The sequence below is a fragment of the Arsenicicoccus sp. oral taxon 190 genome (genome assembly GCF_001189535.1).
Classification (GTDB): domain Bacteria; phylum Actinomycetota; class Actinomycetes; order Actinomycetales; family Dermatophilaceae; genus Arsenicicoccus.
In genome coordinates this window covers 776,897-791,996 of record NZ_CP012070.1, presented here as the reverse complement: position 1 = coordinate 791,996, position 15,100 = coordinate 776,897, and the positions used below count along the sequence as shown (strand labels likewise).

Genomic DNA, 15,100 nt, shown 5'->3' with positions numbered 1-15,100 from the left:
GTCTCCACGGACGCGGTCCCACGGACCCGATTCCACGGACCCGGACGCCGCGGCTCAGCCCGGCGTGATGTCGCGCCGCCGGTAGCCGACGAGGCCCAGCGCCAGCAGCGCCACCGTGACCGCCAGCGTCACCAGGATCGGGCCCCAGGTCAGCGGCTCGGCCGGCAGCCGGGGGAGCCGGGCGAAGGGCGTCATACGGACCAACGACTCGGGCAGGCCCATCACCTCGCCGAGCCAGGACATGGCGAGCGACCAGCCGACGACGACCCAGGCCAGCACCCCCAGGCGCGGCGCCCAGCCGTGGATCGCCGTCGCGAGGGCGATGACCAGCAGGATCCCCGGCAGCTGCGCGGCGGTGCCGCCCACCAGCGATCCCACGAGCCCGGCCCCGGAGCCGGCGAGGACCTGCGGCAGCGCCATGGCGACCCCGACGCCGAGCATCACCACCGTGACCACCGTGCCAGCGATCACGACGTGGCTCGCCAGCAGGCGGGTGCGAGAGGTCGCGGTCGCGAGCAGCTGCTCCGCGTGGCCGCGCTCCTCCTCCCGCCGCAGCACCCCCACCAGCTGCAGCCCCAGCAGCGCCACGATCGGCACCAGGATCCCGGTCATCGCGACGTAGAACGCGTCCTGCAGGTCCTGTGCCCCCGCGCCCATCCGCCGGAACCGCTCGGCGACCTCCGGGTTGTCGCGCAGCAGGTCGCCGAGCCCGCCCGCGAGCGTGCCCATGCCGTAGGCGAAGAGCAGCAGGCCGAGGCACCACGTCACGACGGAGGTGCGGTCCAGCCGCCACGCGAGGCTCCCCGCGCCGCGCAGCCGCGGCGAGGCGTCGGCCGGTCCCAGCCGGGCCGCGCGCAGCCCCGCACCGTGGTCCCGTCGCGCCTCCAGCGCGAACGCCGCAACCAGCAGCACCACGGTGACGGCGAGCGGCAGCAGGTGGACGGGCCAGCGCTCCCCGGCATACGGCCGCGCCAGGGCCGGCCAGTCCAGCGGCGAGAGCCACTGCAGGGCCGGCACCGCCGGCTCGGAGCCGTCTCCCAGCGCCCGCAGGCCGTATGCCGCGCCCACCGCCCCCAGCGCGAGGGCCCGGGCGCCGCGCGCCGACTCGACCACCTGCGCGGCCACCGCCGCGACGCCCACCCAGACGGCCGCCCCGAGGGCGATGCCGAGGCCGAGCGCCACCGAGCCGCGGGCGTCCCCGCTCGGTCCGGCCATGGATGCCCCGGCCACCAGCCCGAGCAGCGCGCAGGCCCCCAGGCCGACGACGACGGCGGCCGCGAGCGGGGCGTGCCGGCCCACGGCCCCCGAGCGGATCAGCTCCAGCCTGCCGTCCTCCTCCTCGGCGCGCGTGGCCCGGATGGTCCCGAGGACCGCCATGATCGCGGCCAGCGTGACCATGAAGGTCCCGACCCGCCACATCACGAAGGGCCCGACGTGGAGCAGGTCGAAGGGCGGACCGAGGATCGCGCGCATGGTGGGGTTGCCGCTGAGGGTGCGGGCCATCTCCTCCCCGGCCGGGCCGGTCGGGACGGTGGTGCGGTAGGCCGCGGCGGTGGCGGGGAAGACCGAGACCAGCGCGAGGATCCAGATCGTCCAGAAGACCCGGGTGCGGCGCAGCAGCGCCCGCGCCAGCAGGCCGGTGCCGGTGAGGGCGCCGTCGCGCGTCATCGCTGCTCCCCCTCGTAGTGACGCAGGAAGAGCTCCTCCAGCGTGGGCGGCGTGCTGGTCAGGGCGCGCACCCCGTGGCGGCTGAGCTCGGTGAGCAGCGGCGCCAGGGCGTGGTCGTCGACCTGGCAGGTGACGCGCTCGCCGGTGACCGCGAGGTCGTGGACCCCGGGCAGGGCCGACAGGTCGAGCGCCCCCGGGTGCTCCAGCACGGCGGTGACCTGGGTCCGGGTCAGGTGGCGCAGGTCGGCCAGGGTGCCGGACTCGACGATGCTGCCGGCCTTGATGATGCTGACGTGGTCGCACAGCGCCTCGACCTCGGACAGGATGTGGCTCGACAGCAGGACCGTCCGGCCACGCTGTCGCTCGTCGCGGATCTCGTCGGTGAAGACGCGCTCCATGAGCGGGTCCAGCCCGCTGGTGGGTTCGTCGAGCAGCAGCAGCTCGACGTCGGAGGCAAGCGCGGCGACGAGGGCGACCTTCTGCCGGTTGCCCTTGGAGTAGGTGCGGCAGCGCTTGCGCGGGTCCAGCTCGAAGCGCTCCAGCAGCTCCGCCCTGCGCCGCGGGTCCAGGCCGCCGCGGGCCCGGCCCAGCAGGTCGATCGCCTCCCCTCCGGACAGCCCGGGCCACAGGCTGACGTCGCCGGGGACGTAGGCGAGCCGTCGGTGGAGCCGTGGCGCGTCGGCCCACGGGTCGAGGTCGAGCACCCGGGCGGTCCCGGCGTCCGGGCGCAGCAGGCCGAGCAGCACCCGAATCGTGGTGGACTTCCCGGCGCCGTTGGGTCCGAGGAATCCATGCACCTCCCCGCGCCGGACCGTCATGGTGAGGCGGTCCAGCGCGGTCGTCGCGCCGAACCTCTTGGTCAGGTCGCGGATCTCGATGGCGGCCTCGGGCGCGCCGTGGTCGATCGGCATGGCAGCTCTCCGTGCGTCGGGGGGTCGGCGTGGTCGGCCGGCCGTGCAGCGACTCTATCCAAAATTCACAAAATTGTGAAGGTTCTGGTTCTGCTGAGGATCGTGAACGAACCATTACGATCTGGTCATGAGCTCCGAGGACGCCGACCGCCACGCCTTCGTCGACCGCATGGGCGACCTGGGCGCCGCGAGCGGCATGCCTCGTATGGCGTCCCGCCTGCTGGCCCACCTCTTCACCGTCGACGAGGCGCGCGCCACGGCGGCCGAGCTGGGTGAGGCGCTCGAGGCCAGCCCCGCCGCGATCTCGGGGGCGGTGCGCTACCTGGAGTCGCTGGAGCTCGTGCGCCGGACCCGGGAGCGGGGCAGCCGCCGCGACGTCTTCGTGCTGGAGCAGCACGTGTGGTCGGAGTTCATGCTGCGCAGCCTGGACGTCGTGCGGGTGTGGGGCACGGTCTTCGGGCAGGGGGCGGGGGCCGTCCCGGGCGGGCCGGCGCGCGACCGGCTGGCCGAGAACGCCGCCTTCTTCGACTTCCTGGGCGACGAGCTGGACGCGTCCCTGCACCGGTGGCGCCAGCAGGGGAGCGACCGGGACGCGGAGCGTCGCGACCGGGACGACCAGCGCGGCGACCAGGACGGTCAGCGCGGGTCGGCCTCGATCTGAGCGCCGCCGCTGCGCTTGGCGAGGTACATCAGCCGGTCGGCGCGGTCCAGCGCGTCCTGGAAGCCCTCGTCGGTGATCCGGGTGACGCCGATGCTGGCGTGCACCTCGTGGCCGTCCCGTCCGGCAGCCAGGCGGGTCAGCCCCCGCAGGTCGGTGGCCAGGTCGGAGGGGTCGTCGGGCCCGCGCAGGACCACGAACTCGTCGCCGCCGTACCGCGCGCACAGGTCGGTCGGGGAGCAGGCGGCGCGCAGCGCGGCGGCGAGCCGTCGCAGCACCGCGTCCCCGGCCGCGTGCCCCTGGCTGTCGTTGACGCCCTTGAAGCCGTCGACGTCGATCACGGCCAGCTGGCTGCCGGGGCCGGCCAGACGCTCGACGCTGTCCCACAGGTGGGCGCGGTTGGACAGCCCGGTCAGGGCGTCCCGCGTGGTGAGCTCGCGCAGCCGGGCCTGGTGGCGGCGCAGCTCGTCCATGGCGTCGCGCAGCGACGCGGCCTGCGCGGCGGCCTCCTGCGCCTGGCGCTCGGCGCTGCGGGTCCGGTGCCAGACCTCCAGGGCCCGCACCGCGGCCCGGGCCTCCCCGGCGTGGCAGCGCATGATCACCTCGGCGCGGTGCCGGGCCACGTCGAGAGCCTCCTGCAGGTGGCCCGCGTCCGCGAGCAGCCGGTCCAGGTCGCCGAGCAGCTCGATCTGGTAGCCGTCGGGCAGTCGCTCGATGAAGGCGGTCAGCATCGCGCGGCCCTGCTCGTGCCGGCCGTGCAGCGCCCCGAGCCGCGCCTGGGCCCGGACGACGCGCGCGGCGATGGTGACGTCCCGCATCGAGGCGGCGTCGGGCAGCGCGGCGGCGAGCTCCGTCGCCCCGCGCACGTCCCCGACGTCGAGCCGCTCGAGGACCCGCACGGCCCGGATCATGCAGGCCAGCTCGGGCCAGCCCCGCAGCGCCAACGACTCGGCCGCAGCCAGCCCGGGCACGTCCGGGGCCAGGGGCAGGCCCTGCCCCACCTGCAGGTCGTGCAGGTTGAGGATCGCGACGGCCTCGATCGCGCACGACTCGCGGGTGTCCTCCGGCGACGCGCCGGTGCGGAAGTCCCGGGCCAGGGCGATGGCCTCGAGGTACTGCTGGGCCGCGCGCTCGGGGTCGGCATACTGATAGACCCCGCCCATGTCGTGGGTGGCGGCGGCCAGCGCCACGGCGTCGTCGGCCTCCTTGGCCAGCTCCAGCTCGTCCAGGTGCGCCGTCGCGGCCTGCTCCACCAGCCCCAGGTCCAGCAGCGCGGCCGCCTGGACGTTGCGGGCACGGGAGGCCCAGCGCGGCCCGAGCAACCCCGCCCCGAGCAGCGGCTCGGTGATGCCCAGCACCTCGTCGAGCTGCTGCTCGCGCCACGCGATGAAGGCCTCGAAGACCATGCGCTCGGGGCAGTCCCCCACCAGGGGGAGGCCGGACTCCAGCGCCTCGGGCCGGGCGTAGCGCTGCGACCACAGCCGCTCCAGCAGAGCCGGCGGGGGCTCGTCGGACGTCATCGGCACAGGATAGGGGCGCCGATCGGGCCGCGCTTCTCGAGCTCCCCGAGAGGACTAGCCGTCGATCACGGTGGGTAGGGGAGAGGAACCGCACGGGTGCCCGGGCGGTGAGCCGAACCGAAAGGAGCCCGACATGGGACTCGACGACAAGCTCGACAACAACGCGCAGAACGCCTCCGGCAAGATCAAGGAGGCCGCCGGCAAGGCGACCGGCGACGAGGAGATGCAGGCCGAGGGCAAGGGCGACCAGATGGGCGCCAACCTCAAGCAGGCCGGCGAGAAGGTCAAGGACGCCTTCAAGAACTGAGCGTCTCCCGGTCAGCCGACTGGACACCACCTCAGGGGTAGCACCGCCACGGTGCTACCCCTGAGCCGTCCGCAGCGAGCGCGCGATCGCCGGCACCACGCCCGGGCCGTGCAGCGCGAATGCCGAGTAGACCTGCACCAAGGACGCCCCGGCGGCCAGCATGGCGCGGGCGTCGTCGGGGGTGCGTATGCCGCCGACGCCCATCACCGGCAGCGCGCCCCCCGTCTCGCGATGCACCAGGGCGACCACCTCCAGCGCCCGGCGTCGCAGCGGCGCCCCCGACAGTCCCCCCGCCTCCGACGCCCGGCCGAGGTCGGCCTGTGCGAGCCCAGACCGCCCTACGGTGGTGTTGGTCGCGATGATCCCCGCCACCCCCTCCTCGAGGCAGACGGCGAGGAGCTGCGCGAGCGCATGGTCCGTCAGGTCCGGAGCCACCTTGACCCAGATCGGCACCTGCCGGGTCATGGCGGCGCTGTCCGCGACGAGCGCCGACAGGATCTCCCGCAGCGCGCCCTCGTCCTGCAGCGCCCGCAGCCCCGGCGTGTTGGGCGAGGAGACGTTGAGGGCGACGTAGTCGGCGTGGCCCGCCAGTCGCCCGAACGAGTAGCGGTAGTCCGCCACCGCGTCCGGGAGCGGCGTCACCTTGGACTTGCCGATGCTGATGCCGAGGGTGCCGGCCGGGCGACGCCGGTCGAGCCGGTCGGCGAGGGCGTCGGCTCCGTCGTTGTTGAAGCCCATCCGGTTGATCACGGCGTCGGAGGCGGCCAGGGTGAAGAGCCGGGGCCGGTCGTTGCCCGGCTGGGGGTGCCGGGTGACGGTCCCCACCTCGACGAAGCCGAACCCGAGCGCCGGCCACACCGACAGCGCCCGGCCGTCCTTGTCCATGCCGGCCGCGAGGCCCACCCGGTTCGGGAAGCGGACGCCCGCCACGGTCACCGGGTCGTCGGTGCGGGTGCGGGCGGCCAGCGGCGAGAGCAGCCCCGGGCGGCGGTCCAGCCGCGCCAGCGCGCCCAGCGTGCGGTGGTGGACGGTCTCGGCGTCACCGCCCGAGAGGGCGTACAGGGTCGGACGCAGCAGGTGGTCGTAGGACCGGTCGAGGAGGGACACGGCAGCATTGTCGCAAAAGGGCGTCGGCGTACGGCATTGTCGCAAGGCGCCTCGTCGCACGGTCTCTCGCCCGCGTCGCCGTGGCACCGCCCGGACGCCGCGCTAGTCTGCCGGGGTGGACGGCACGAGGCATGAGGGGGGCCTCGCCCTGCGGGGCGGGGAGACCGTGGCGATCAGGTTCAGCAAGTGGGACGCGAGCCCGCACTGGGCCTACGACGGCTGCTACCTGGGCGCCGACGAGTTCGGGCACTGGGTGCGGGTGCCGGTGGGGGCGCGCATCGCCCGCCCGGGCCAGGCCTTCGACAACGAGCACGAGAGCGTCGTGTGCCTGCCCGTCGAGACGGGGCACGTCATCACGACCAACGCGGCGCCGCACAAGATCCGCCACTACGTCGACGTGACCACGGCGCCGATGTGGCGCCGGGTCGAGGGCGTCGCGACGGTGGCGATGGTCGACCTGGACCTCGACGTCGTCGAGCGCCGGACGGGGCGCACCTACATCGACGACGAGGACGAGTTCGCCGACCACCAGGTGCTCTTCGGCTACCCGCCCGAGCTGGTCACCGCCGCCGAGGCGCGGGCCCACCGGATGCTGCGGCTCGTCGAGTCGGGCGCCGAGCCGTTCGCCACCGTGGCGGAGGAGTGGTTGCGCCGCGCGGTCGCGGGCGCCTGACCCGTCCCGCCGCCGGCGCGAGCCGTATGCCGCGGAGCCCCCGGCCCCGCCGCGTGGCGGGGCCGGGGGCTCACGGCATACGGTCCTGGCCGGTCAGGCCGCCGCGGTGACCTTGTCGGGCGCGACGATGATCGGCAGCTGCGCGTCGAAGCGGCGCTGGAACTCCCGCGTGCTGTAGATCAGGCTCTTGGGCCGCGTGCTCTCCTGCAGCTGGTAGGCCCACTCGGCCGCCCGCATCCGCTGGTTGGGGGTGCCGTGGTGGCCGGGGCTGGTGAAGCTGCAGTCGCCGATCGTGTAGAAGACGGAGAGGAACTGCTTGACCCGCTTCCACTGCATCGACAGGCCCCGGGGGTGGGACAGGAAGTAGGCGGCGGACGCGTCGGCGTGCAGCTCGGTGCGGCGCGTGGTCTCGGGGGCGTCGATCGTGTCGGGGGTGATCATCCCGATCTCGAACTGCACGTGGTGGCCGAACTCGTGCGCCAGGATCGCCTGCGGGGCGACGTCGCCGAAGCCCAGCTCGTCGTAGGCGCGCAGGATGCCGTCGCCCATGATGATCCGGTCGCCGGGGATGATGCCCGGCACGACCTCGCGCCCGAAGGCGGTGAACGCGAACGCGTTGAGCGTGAAGATCGGGTGGTTGCCGCCCTGGAACTTCGGGTCGCTCAGGTAGTCCACGAGGGCGGGGGCCAGGGAGTCCGCCTGGGCCTTGGGGACGCCGAAGGCCACCTGCAGCACCCGCGACACCCGGACCGGGTCCAGGACCATCGACCCGTGCATCGCCATCAGGTCGATGTCGTCGCTGCGGATGTCCCAGAAGCCGCGGAGCTTGCGGAAGGTCTTGTCGAGCACCCCGGCGTGCGCGCCGAGGCGGTAGGCCGGGTCGCTGGACGAGCCGAAGAGCATCGCGTCGTAGGCGGCGTAGTCGAGCACCCCGTAGTTGTCGAGGATCATCCAGTCGACGCTGGTGAAGTCGGCCGTGGACTGCCGGATCCAGTCGCGGAAGACGGTCGGGCCGCACTGGTAGTCGCCCGGGTTGATGGCCTCGCGCGTGAGGCCGTGGCGCTGCGCGAGCTCGCGGCTACGGGCCAGCCGCTCGGGGGTGATCGTCGCGCGCAGCCGCGCGAGCAGGGCCTGGGCCTTGGCGTCGTCGGCCCGCACCAGCTGGGCGGACCTGGCGGCCGCTGGAGCGGCGGCCTGGGGGTGGGCCGCGAGCGCGGGGCCGGCGGCGAGACTGCCGATCAGGGTGGCGGCAGCGACCGCGGACCACATCCTTGTGGGCTTCATCAGGGGGCTCCCTCGAGTCGTCGAGACGTCCGGGCCGTATGGCGTCCCCCGCCGTCGGGGGGGGGGGCTACCCGGTGGCGACGAGTCTGCGGTGAGCGCCCGGCGGCGTCAAGGGATGCGGACGAGGCGCGGGGAAATGGCGCCGGGAAGAGGCGCCGGGAAGAGGCGCCGGGAAGAGGCGTGACGATCAGGCGTGGCCCACGTCCTCGGAGTCCACGTCGTCCGGCCCGGTCTGCTCGACCGTGACGACCTCCTTGGCGAGGTCGGCCTCGACCACCTCGTGGCGCGTGACTCGGTCGACGTGCACGCGGACCCGCTCGATCGGCACCACCTGGGTGACGATCCGCTCCTCGTGGAGGATGATCTCGATCCCGTTATCACTGTCCCTGTCACTGTCGCTGCCGCCGGCCCCGTTGTCGCTGCCGCCGCGGGGGCGGTGGGGCAGGCTCGCGTCGAGCGCGGCGTCCTTGGCGGGGTTGCCCTGGTCGGTGCCGCCGGCGGCGAGCTCGTCCGGGCCGAGCTCCTCGACGACCAGCTCCTCGCGCCGCACGGTCACGGTGCGCTCCTCGGTGACGACCCGCTTGGACAGCCGGACGCCGCCGCTGATCACGGGCCGGGTCTCGACCCAGAGCTGCTCCTCGTGGCGGGTGACGGTGCCGCCCTCCTCGCCCCGTCGGCCGAGGTGTGCCGTCCCGGGCTCCCGGTCGTCCTGTGCCGTGGTGTGGTCACGCATCGCTGGCTCCCTTGCTGCAGAGGATTCGCTTGCTCCGGTGAGTACCCGCGGCCGCGTGCCGGTATGCGCCCCTGCGGCGAGGACGTCCGGCCGCCCCGCCAGATCGACGGGCGGATTCGGGACTCCCCGCCCCGGGGCTGGGGTATCCGGCGAGCAGGCACGTCGACGGGCCGTCCCGGTCGGGCGGCGGCGCCGTGCGCCATACGCCTGGGTGGTCCGTGCCGCCCCGACCCAAGGAGAGCCGATGCCACCTCGTGTCCGCAACCTGGACGAGGTCGACGAGACCCGGTCGTTGCCGTGGGACGTCGCCTCCGCCGCCCTCGCCCGGGAGGAGCTCCGGTCGAGCCTCGCGGGCCAGCAGGTCTCGGACAGGACGGTCGACGAGGCGGTGCAGGTGCTGTCCGAGCTCGTCGCCAACGCCGTGACGCACGCGGTACCCCTCTCCGGTGACACCGTGAAGGTGCACTGGACGCTGCGCAAGGGGATCGTCGAGGTTGACGTCACCGACGGCGGCGCCGACACCCGGCCCCAGCCGCTGCCCGCCTCGCCGTGGCAGACCCGGGGGCGCGGCCTGCGCATCGTGCGGGCGTACGCCCACGAGTGGGGGGTGCTGGACCAGCCTGCGGGGCAGGTGGTGTGGGCCTCCCTCGGCGGCCCCTCGCGGCGGCGCACCCGCTGAGCCCGCGGGCGTCCGGTGGGCAGCGGATAGGGTTGCGGGCATGGGTAAGGCATCGCGTCGCAAGGGCGACACCAAGAAGTCCCGTCCCGCGCCGTTCGTCCGGCGCCCCTTCGAGGGGATCGAGGGCGAGACGGACCTGGTCGCGATGCGGGAGATCGTGCCCGCGGCCACCGCGACGCTGCGGCTGCGCGAGCCGGCGGGCGAGGTGAGCACCGCGACGGTGTGCACCGTGCTGCCGATGGCGTGGCCGGGCCTGCGCCGCGCCGACGGCGAGGTGCTCGTGGGGCTGCAGTCCGGCTCGGCCAGCAGCGACGCGAGCCGGGACCTGGCCCAGGTGCTGCTCGCCGCCACCACCACCGAGCCCGGCAACCCGGTCGTCGCGCTGCCGCTCGCCACCGCCGAGACCCCCCGGCTGCAGGACCTGCTCGACACCACCGCGCCGCTGGACCTGCAGGTCCACGAGGGCTTCGACTTCTGGGTCGCGCAGGAGGACCTCGACGAGGAGGGCAAGGCGTCCCTGGACCGGGCCAACGAGAGCGCGATCCCCACCGTCAAGCTCGACGGCGTGACCTCGGCCTACTGGTGCCTGATCGGTGAGCGCGCCTACGTGCGCCAGGTCCTGCCGGACGACGAGGACGCCGCCACCGACGCGCTCGCCCGGCTCCACGCCCGCGGCGAGAGCGCGCTCACCGAGGGGCACCGGCTGCTCGGCGCCTTCCGGGCGTGCGGGCTGCTCATCCCGGTGTGGGAGGTCGACCCCGAGGCGGAGCCGAGCTCCTGGGCCGACGCGGTGCAGGACATGCAGCGGCGCTACGCCGGGGCGCTGGCCGCGGCCGAGCCGCTGACCACCGACGAACGCCGGGCCCGGTCGGGCCTGCTCAGCCGCCAGATCACCCTGCGCTGAGGCAGCTCATGGCGAGCAGCGCCGACGACCGGGCGGTCGGGGTCGTCATACCGGCCAAGGACGAGGCCGACCGCATCGCCGCCACGATCAGCGCCGTGGCCGACCTGCCGCGCGTCGACCTGGTGGTGGTCGTCGACGACGGGTCGCACGACGACACCCAGACCGTCGCGCGCGACGCCGGAGCGATGGTGGCCCGCCACGCCCGCAACCGCGGCAAGGCGGCCGCCCTGGAGACGGGCGCCGCCGTCGTCGCGCGCCGTGACGCCCAGGAGGGGCGGGCGGGGGACCTGCGCCGGCTGCTGCTCTTCGTGGACGCGGACCTGGAGTCCTCCGCCGCGGCCGTCGGCGTGCTCGTGGACCCGGTCGCCGCCGGCGACGCGGACATGTCCGTCGCCGTCTTGCCCGCGCAGCGCACCGCCGGCGGCGGCCGGGGCATGGTCGTGCGGCTGGCGCGGGAGGGGATCGAGGAGCTGACGGGGTGGACCGCCACCCAGCCGCTGTCGGGGATGCGCTGCCTGACCCGGGAGGCGTTCGAGGGCGCGAGCCCGCTCGCCCGCGGCTGGGGCGTCGAGACCGCCATGACGATCGACGTCCTCGACGCCGGGCTCCGGGTGGTCGAGGTGCCGTGCGAGCTGCACCACCGCGTGTCCGGCGCCGACTGGCGCGGCCAGCTGCACCGGGCCGACCAGTACAAGGACGTGCTGCGGGCGCTCGCCGTCCGCCGGCTGCGCCGCCGCCTCGGCCGCTGATCACGCCGCCCGCGTCCGGACCCGGCGATAGCCCAGCGTGCCCAGCGTCCCGATGGTCAGCCCGACTGCGCCGATGACCAGGTAGGACCCCTGCGGGCCGAAGACCAGGTTGAGGGTGCCGCCCAGCGTCAGCGCCACCAACGTGCAGGAGCGCGCCGCGCCCTCCACGGCGGCGAGCACCCGACCCTGCTGCTCCCCGGGGATCTCGGTCAGCAGGATCGCGAAGAGCAGCGCGTTGAGGACGCCGAGCAGGGACGTCAGCATGACCTGCGCTCGCCGATCCGTGGAGCGCACGACCCCGGCGAGCAGCACCCCCAGGGTCGCGCTGGCGCCCGCCGCGGCCTCGGCCCAGCCGTAGTCGGCCGGGCTCGCGTGCAGCACGTCCCGCAGCACGTAGACCTCGACCGCGTTGACCGCCTCGATGGCGAGGATGAAGGGCAGGACGGCGGCGAGCAGCACCCCGACCGTGGCGTGCCGGCGCAGGATCGCGACGGCGGGGCCGGGCGACAGGCTCAGGGGCGTGGGCTCGGCGGCGCGCCGCCGCCGCACCCGCACGGTCAGGGCCGCGAGCGTCAGGGCGAGGAAGCTGGCGGCGTCCGCCAGCAGCGCCTGGTCGGCGCCGTGGTGCTGCACGAGGACCCCGCCGAGCGCGGCGCCGACCGGGTCGGCCGCGGTGCGCAGTCCCTGCCGCAGCGAGACCAGCGCACCGGTGTGCGCGGTGCCGGCGACGAGCGGCAGCAGGCTCGCCCAGACCGGGGTGGTGAAGGCGAAGGCCGTCTGCAGCAGTGCGACGAGCGCCAGGGTGGTGGCGTAGTCGTGGGTGAAGGCCAGTGCCGCCGCGGCCGCGGCCTGCACGAGGCTGCCGACCAGGAGCACCGTCCGCGAGTCGGCGCGGTCGGCGACCGACCCGACGAGGCCCATCGTCAGCACCAGCGGCAGGGCGAAGCACGCGAGCAGGCCCGAGATCGCGTAGGGGCTGGTGGTGGAGTCGTGGGTGCGCAGCATGAGCGTGACCAGCGCCATGGCGTCGCCCACCTGCGATGCGGCGCCCGCGACCAGCAGGATCCGGGGGTCGCGGGGGCGCAGCGCCTATAGATGACTCTGAAGGGACTCTTTCACAGTTATGAAGGTAGTGCTTCACGAGTCGAGGGGCAACTAGGCTCAGCAGGTGCCCCACCCCACGACGGAGCTGCGCATCTCGGATCCCCGGGCCCTGCGCGCGCTCGCCCACCCGGCCCGGCAGCGGCTCATCGACGAGCTCTACGCCGGCGAGGTCCTGACGGCCACCGAGGCCTCCCGCCTGGTCGGCCTCACCCCCTCGGCGACGAGCTATCACCTGCGGGCGCTGGCCGGCTGGGGGATCGTGACCCGGGACGAGCCGTCCGGCGACGGCCGGGAGCGGCCGTGGCGGGCGGCGGCCGGCTCGCTGTCGGTGACGCCGGAGGCGCACCGGCTGGTGGGCCCGGGGGACAGTCGCACGTTGCTGGACGCGTGGCTCGGAGACCTGTCCGCCGGCCTGGACCGGCTCTCGGAGTCCGTGGCCGGCGGAGGCTCCGGCAGGTCCTCGCGCGACCGCCTGTGGCTGACCGACGACGAGTACCTCGAGCTGCAGCGGCGGCTGGAGAGCCTGCTGCGGGACTACGGTGCCGCGTCCGGGCGGACCCGGCAGGCCCACCCCGAGGACGCGAGGCCCTGGGACGTCTACGCCCTGCTGCTCCCGGCGGAGTCACGCTCGGCGGAGTCACCCTCGGCTGAGTCGCGCCCGCCGGAGTCGCGCTCGCCGGACGAGGCGACCGACCCCGCCTGACCGGCTCGGTCGCCGCGCTCGTGCAGCACCAGCGCGACGAGCAGCGGCACCACCAGCATCCCCCCGACGGCCGGGATCGCGACGCCGGAGTCGTTGGTGGCGAAGCCGATCAGCCACATCACCAGCACCGCCGCGAGCCCGGCTCGCAGCAACGGCACCCGCTCGTATGCCGGGCGCAACGGCCTCCCGAGCCACGAGTCGGGCCGCGCCACCGCCCACGCGGCGGCCACCAGCGCCACCGGCACGAGGAACGCCAGGGGGGCGGTGAGCAGCATGTCGAGGTTCTGCTGGGCCTTGCGCAGCACGACGTCGGTGGCGCCCCCGTCGAGCGCCGTCTGCACGAACCTCCCGAGGTGCGAGCGCGACGACGCGGGCCGCAGGTAGTCCAGGACCGCCAGGGCGGTCACGAGGGTCACCGTCACCACGCCCAGCACCAGCACGCGCAGCCACGTGACGCGGGCGCCGAGCGCCACGATGGACAGCAGGGCCACGGCGGGGAGCAGGGCGATGGGGCCGCCGAGGTCGGCGCCCCACTGCGGGGCGCCGTCGACCACGACGGCGGCCAGCCCGACCGCCAGCGCGAGCAGGGCGCCGGCCCGGGGGCGTCCCCGGCGCCGGCCGACCGTGGCGATCCCGACCATGAGCAGCAGCACCGACGTCGCCAGCAGCGAGAACGCGACGTTGCCGAGGCCGTAGAACCGGCCGCCGATGGTGGGCTGCTCGCCCAGCAGCGTCGCCTGCGTGAGGTGGGAGCCGGTGACGGCGTCACCCCCGACGACCAGCGTCGTCAGCGCGGCGACCGCGGCCGGTGGCCCCAGCGGGTGACGTCGCCACGGCCCGAGGAGAGCCACCGCGGCGAGCGGGGCGGCCAGCAGGTAGATGACGAGCCACAGGGTGGGCACGGGCGCCGGGGAGCGCCACCACGGCACGAGGCCGGCGAGGTAGGTCGCGGCGGGCACGCACGTCATCGCCACCAGGCCACGGCGCAGCAGCCCGACGGCCTCGGCGCGGCCGCGGCGCGCGAGCAGCCATGCCGCCAGGCATCCCAGCAGCTGGAGCAGGGCCCAGGTCGGCCAGAACCCGAGCGCGACGGGCTGGACCAGGTCGGCCGCCGCCGCGTCGTCGCGCATCGCCTGCGCCCGCGCGGCGGCGTCCCCCGCCGGATGGACCGTCAAGGTGGCGCCGCGCCAGGACGGGTCGGGCCGCGCCCCGGCCCAGGCCGCGATCGTGGGGGCGAGGTCGGTGAGCAGCACGTAGCCGTCCTGCCGGGTGGAGCTCGACGCGAGCGTCCCGGACCCGCGACCGGCGACCACGACCGGGTGCAGCCGGGCGGTGGGCCCGTCGTCGGCCAGCGCCGCGACGATCACCGTGGCGCCGGTCGGCGTCGCCGCCAGCACCGCCCCGACCTGGGCGTCCAGCGCCCGCACCTGAGCGGCCCGGTCCCCGCGGTCCACGCTCACGCCGCCGGGGTCGACGAGCGTGACCGGGCACCCCGCGAGGTCCTGCCGCAGCGTGCCGGGCTGCAGCGGCCGCCACCGAGCCACGCGCCCCTGCGGGTCGGCCGCGGCGATCCCCGCGCCCGGCCCGAGCGCCGTGACGCAGTCGCCACCGGCGGTCAGCGCCTGGGCCAACGACCCCAGCCGTGCGTCCTGCTTGGTGGCTCGCGCCGCCGCGAGGTAGTCCGACCAGCCCGGCACCTGCGCTCCCGAGACGGGAGGCAGCGGCGGGCACGGCGGGGAGGCCTGCGACCCCGGCTGGGCCGCGCGGGTGCCCGCGCCCAGCGTCAACCACCCGTCGACCGGGCAGGTCGACAGGTGCACCGAGCGCACCACGAGGGACGCCGACGCGCCCCGCTGCAGCAGGCCCCACAGGTGCGGGGTGGCGGCCGGGCCGAGGTCCTCCGCCGTCAGCCCGCCGACCCCCACGAGCACGACCGGAGCCGTGCCGGACGTCGCGCGGGCGGCCGGTGCACCCGGTGCGGCGGCTCGGGCGGCCGGTGCCCCGAGCCCCAGCAGCCAGGCCATCAGCAGGATCCCCATCACGAGGACGCGCAGCAGCCGCGGGGGAGCGGCATACGGCCCAGGCACGGGGGTGAGGTCA

Annotated in this window: 15 protein-coding genes; 7 read left to right on the top strand and 8 right to left on the bottom strand. The window is 75.1% G+C overall.

Annotation, left to right across the window (positions count from 1 at the left end):
• Nucleotides 1-54: 54 nt before the first annotated feature.
• Both ADJ73_RS03735 and ADJ73_RS03730 read right to left on the bottom strand, forming a co-directional pair.
• Complete coding sequence (locus tag ADJ73_RS03735) at nucleotides 55-1,668, bottom strand: ABC transporter permease (protein WP_050347155.1); 1,614 nt, start codon at nucleotides 1,666-1,668, stop codon at nucleotides 55-57.
• On the bottom strand, nucleotides 1,665-2,579 hold the full coding sequence (locus ADJ73_RS03730; protein ID WP_050347154.1) for an ABC transporter ATP-binding protein: 915 nt from the start codon (nucleotides 2,577-2,579) through the stop codon (nucleotides 1,665-1,667). The genes ADJ73_RS03735 and ADJ73_RS03730 overlap by 4 nt, the downstream gene beginning before the upstream one ends.
• A 127-nt stretch (nucleotides 2,580-2,706) precedes the next feature.
• Here ADJ73_RS03730 and ADJ73_RS03725 point away from each other — a divergent pair, with 127 nt between their 5' ends.
• Nucleotides 2,707-3,240 (top strand): GbsR/MarR family transcriptional regulator, encoded by a 534-nt coding sequence (locus ADJ73_RS03725; RefSeq protein WP_050347153.1) that lies wholly within the window; start codon nucleotides 2,707-2,709, stop codon nucleotides 3,238-3,240.
• Here ADJ73_RS03725 and ADJ73_RS03720 read toward each other — a convergent pair.
• Nucleotides 3,216-4,757: a GGDEF domain-containing protein gene (locus ADJ73_RS03720; RefSeq protein ID WP_156188097.1), complete on the bottom strand. Its 1,542-nt coding sequence runs from the start codon at nucleotides 4,755-4,757 to the stop codon at nucleotides 3,216-3,218. The two genes, ADJ73_RS03725 and ADJ73_RS03720, sit on opposite strands and share 25 nt — an antisense overlap.
• Before the next feature lie 133 nt (nucleotides 4,758-4,890).
• Here ADJ73_RS03720 and ADJ73_RS03715 point away from each other — a divergent pair, with 133 nt between their 5' ends.
• Nucleotides 4,891-5,064: a CsbD family protein gene (locus ADJ73_RS03715; RefSeq protein WP_050347151.1), complete on the top strand. Its 174-nt coding sequence runs from the start codon at nucleotides 4,891-4,893 to the stop codon at nucleotides 5,062-5,064.
• Between the two features lie 54 nt (nucleotides 5,065-5,118).
• Here the strand turns inward: ADJ73_RS03715 and ADJ73_RS03710 are convergent, their stop codons facing one another.
• Nucleotides 5,119-6,171, bottom strand: coding sequence for a quinone-dependent dihydroorotate dehydrogenase (locus ADJ73_RS03710; protein ID WP_050347150.1), 1,053 nt, complete (start codon nucleotides 6,169-6,171; stop codon nucleotides 5,119-5,121).
• A gap of 115 nt (nucleotides 6,172-6,286) precedes the next feature.
• Here ADJ73_RS03710 and ADJ73_RS03705 point away from each other — a divergent pair, with 115 nt between their 5' ends.
• Nucleotides 6,287-6,844, top strand: a complete 558-nt coding sequence (locus ADJ73_RS03705) for a DUF402 domain-containing protein (protein WP_156188096.1) — start codon at nucleotides 6,287-6,289, stop codon at nucleotides 6,842-6,844.
• Between the two features lie 93 nt (nucleotides 6,845-6,937).
• Here the strand turns inward: ADJ73_RS03705 and ADJ73_RS03700 are convergent, their stop codons facing one another.
• Complete coding sequence (locus ADJ73_RS03700; RefSeq protein ID WP_156188095.1) at nucleotides 6,938-8,128, bottom strand: hypothetical protein; 1,191 nt, start codon at nucleotides 8,126-8,128, stop codon at nucleotides 6,938-6,940.
• Between the two features lie 187 nt (nucleotides 8,129-8,315).
• Nucleotides 8,316-8,861, bottom strand: a complete 546-nt coding sequence (locus tag ADJ73_RS03695; protein ID WP_050347147.1) for a YsnF/AvaK domain-containing protein — start codon at nucleotides 8,859-8,861, stop codon at nucleotides 8,316-8,318.
• A 244-nt stretch (nucleotides 8,862-9,105) separates the two neighbouring features.
• Here ADJ73_RS03695 and ADJ73_RS03690 point away from each other — a divergent pair, with 244 nt between their 5' ends.
• The 3 genes from ADJ73_RS03690 to ADJ73_RS03680 are packed head-to-tail and all read left to right on the top strand — an operon-like array spanning nucleotide 9,106 to nucleotide 11,193.
• Nucleotides 9,106-9,540, top strand: a complete 435-nt coding sequence (locus tag ADJ73_RS03690) for an ATP-binding protein (RefSeq protein WP_050347146.1) — start codon at nucleotides 9,106-9,108, stop codon at nucleotides 9,538-9,540.
• A 40-nt stretch (nucleotides 9,541-9,580) separates the two neighbouring features.
• Nucleotides 9,581-10,444: a DUF5926 family protein gene (locus ADJ73_RS03685; RefSeq protein WP_050347145.1), complete on the top strand. Its 864-nt coding sequence runs from the start codon at nucleotides 9,581-9,583 to the stop codon at nucleotides 10,442-10,444.
• Between the two features lie 8 nt (nucleotides 10,445-10,452).
• Nucleotides 10,453-11,193 (top strand): glycosyltransferase, encoded by a 741-nt coding sequence (locus ADJ73_RS03680; RefSeq protein WP_050347144.1) that lies wholly within the window; start codon nucleotides 10,453-10,455, stop codon nucleotides 11,191-11,193.
• On the opposite strand, the gene ADJ73_RS03675 is transcribed toward ADJ73_RS03680, so the two are convergent.
• Complete coding sequence (locus ADJ73_RS03675) at nucleotides 11,194-12,216, bottom strand: MFS transporter (protein ID WP_050347143.1); 1,023 nt, start codon at nucleotides 12,214-12,216, stop codon at nucleotides 11,194-11,196.
• Between the two features lie 145 nt (nucleotides 12,217-12,361).
• On the opposite strand from ADJ73_RS03675, the gene ADJ73_RS03670 reads away from it, so the two are divergent.
• Nucleotides 12,362-13,000 (top strand): ArsR/SmtB family transcription factor, encoded by a 639-nt coding sequence (locus tag ADJ73_RS03670; RefSeq protein WP_050347142.1) that lies wholly within the window; start codon nucleotides 12,362-12,364, stop codon nucleotides 12,998-13,000.
• On the opposite strand, the gene ADJ73_RS03665 is transcribed toward ADJ73_RS03670, so the two are convergent.
• Nucleotides 12,895-15,087: a hypothetical protein gene (locus ADJ73_RS03665; RefSeq protein ID WP_156188094.1), complete on the bottom strand. Its 2,193-nt coding sequence runs from the start codon at nucleotides 15,085-15,087 to the stop codon at nucleotides 12,895-12,897. The genes ADJ73_RS03670 and ADJ73_RS03665 overlap by 106 nt on opposite strands.
• Nucleotides 15,088-15,100: the final 13 nt, after the last annotated feature.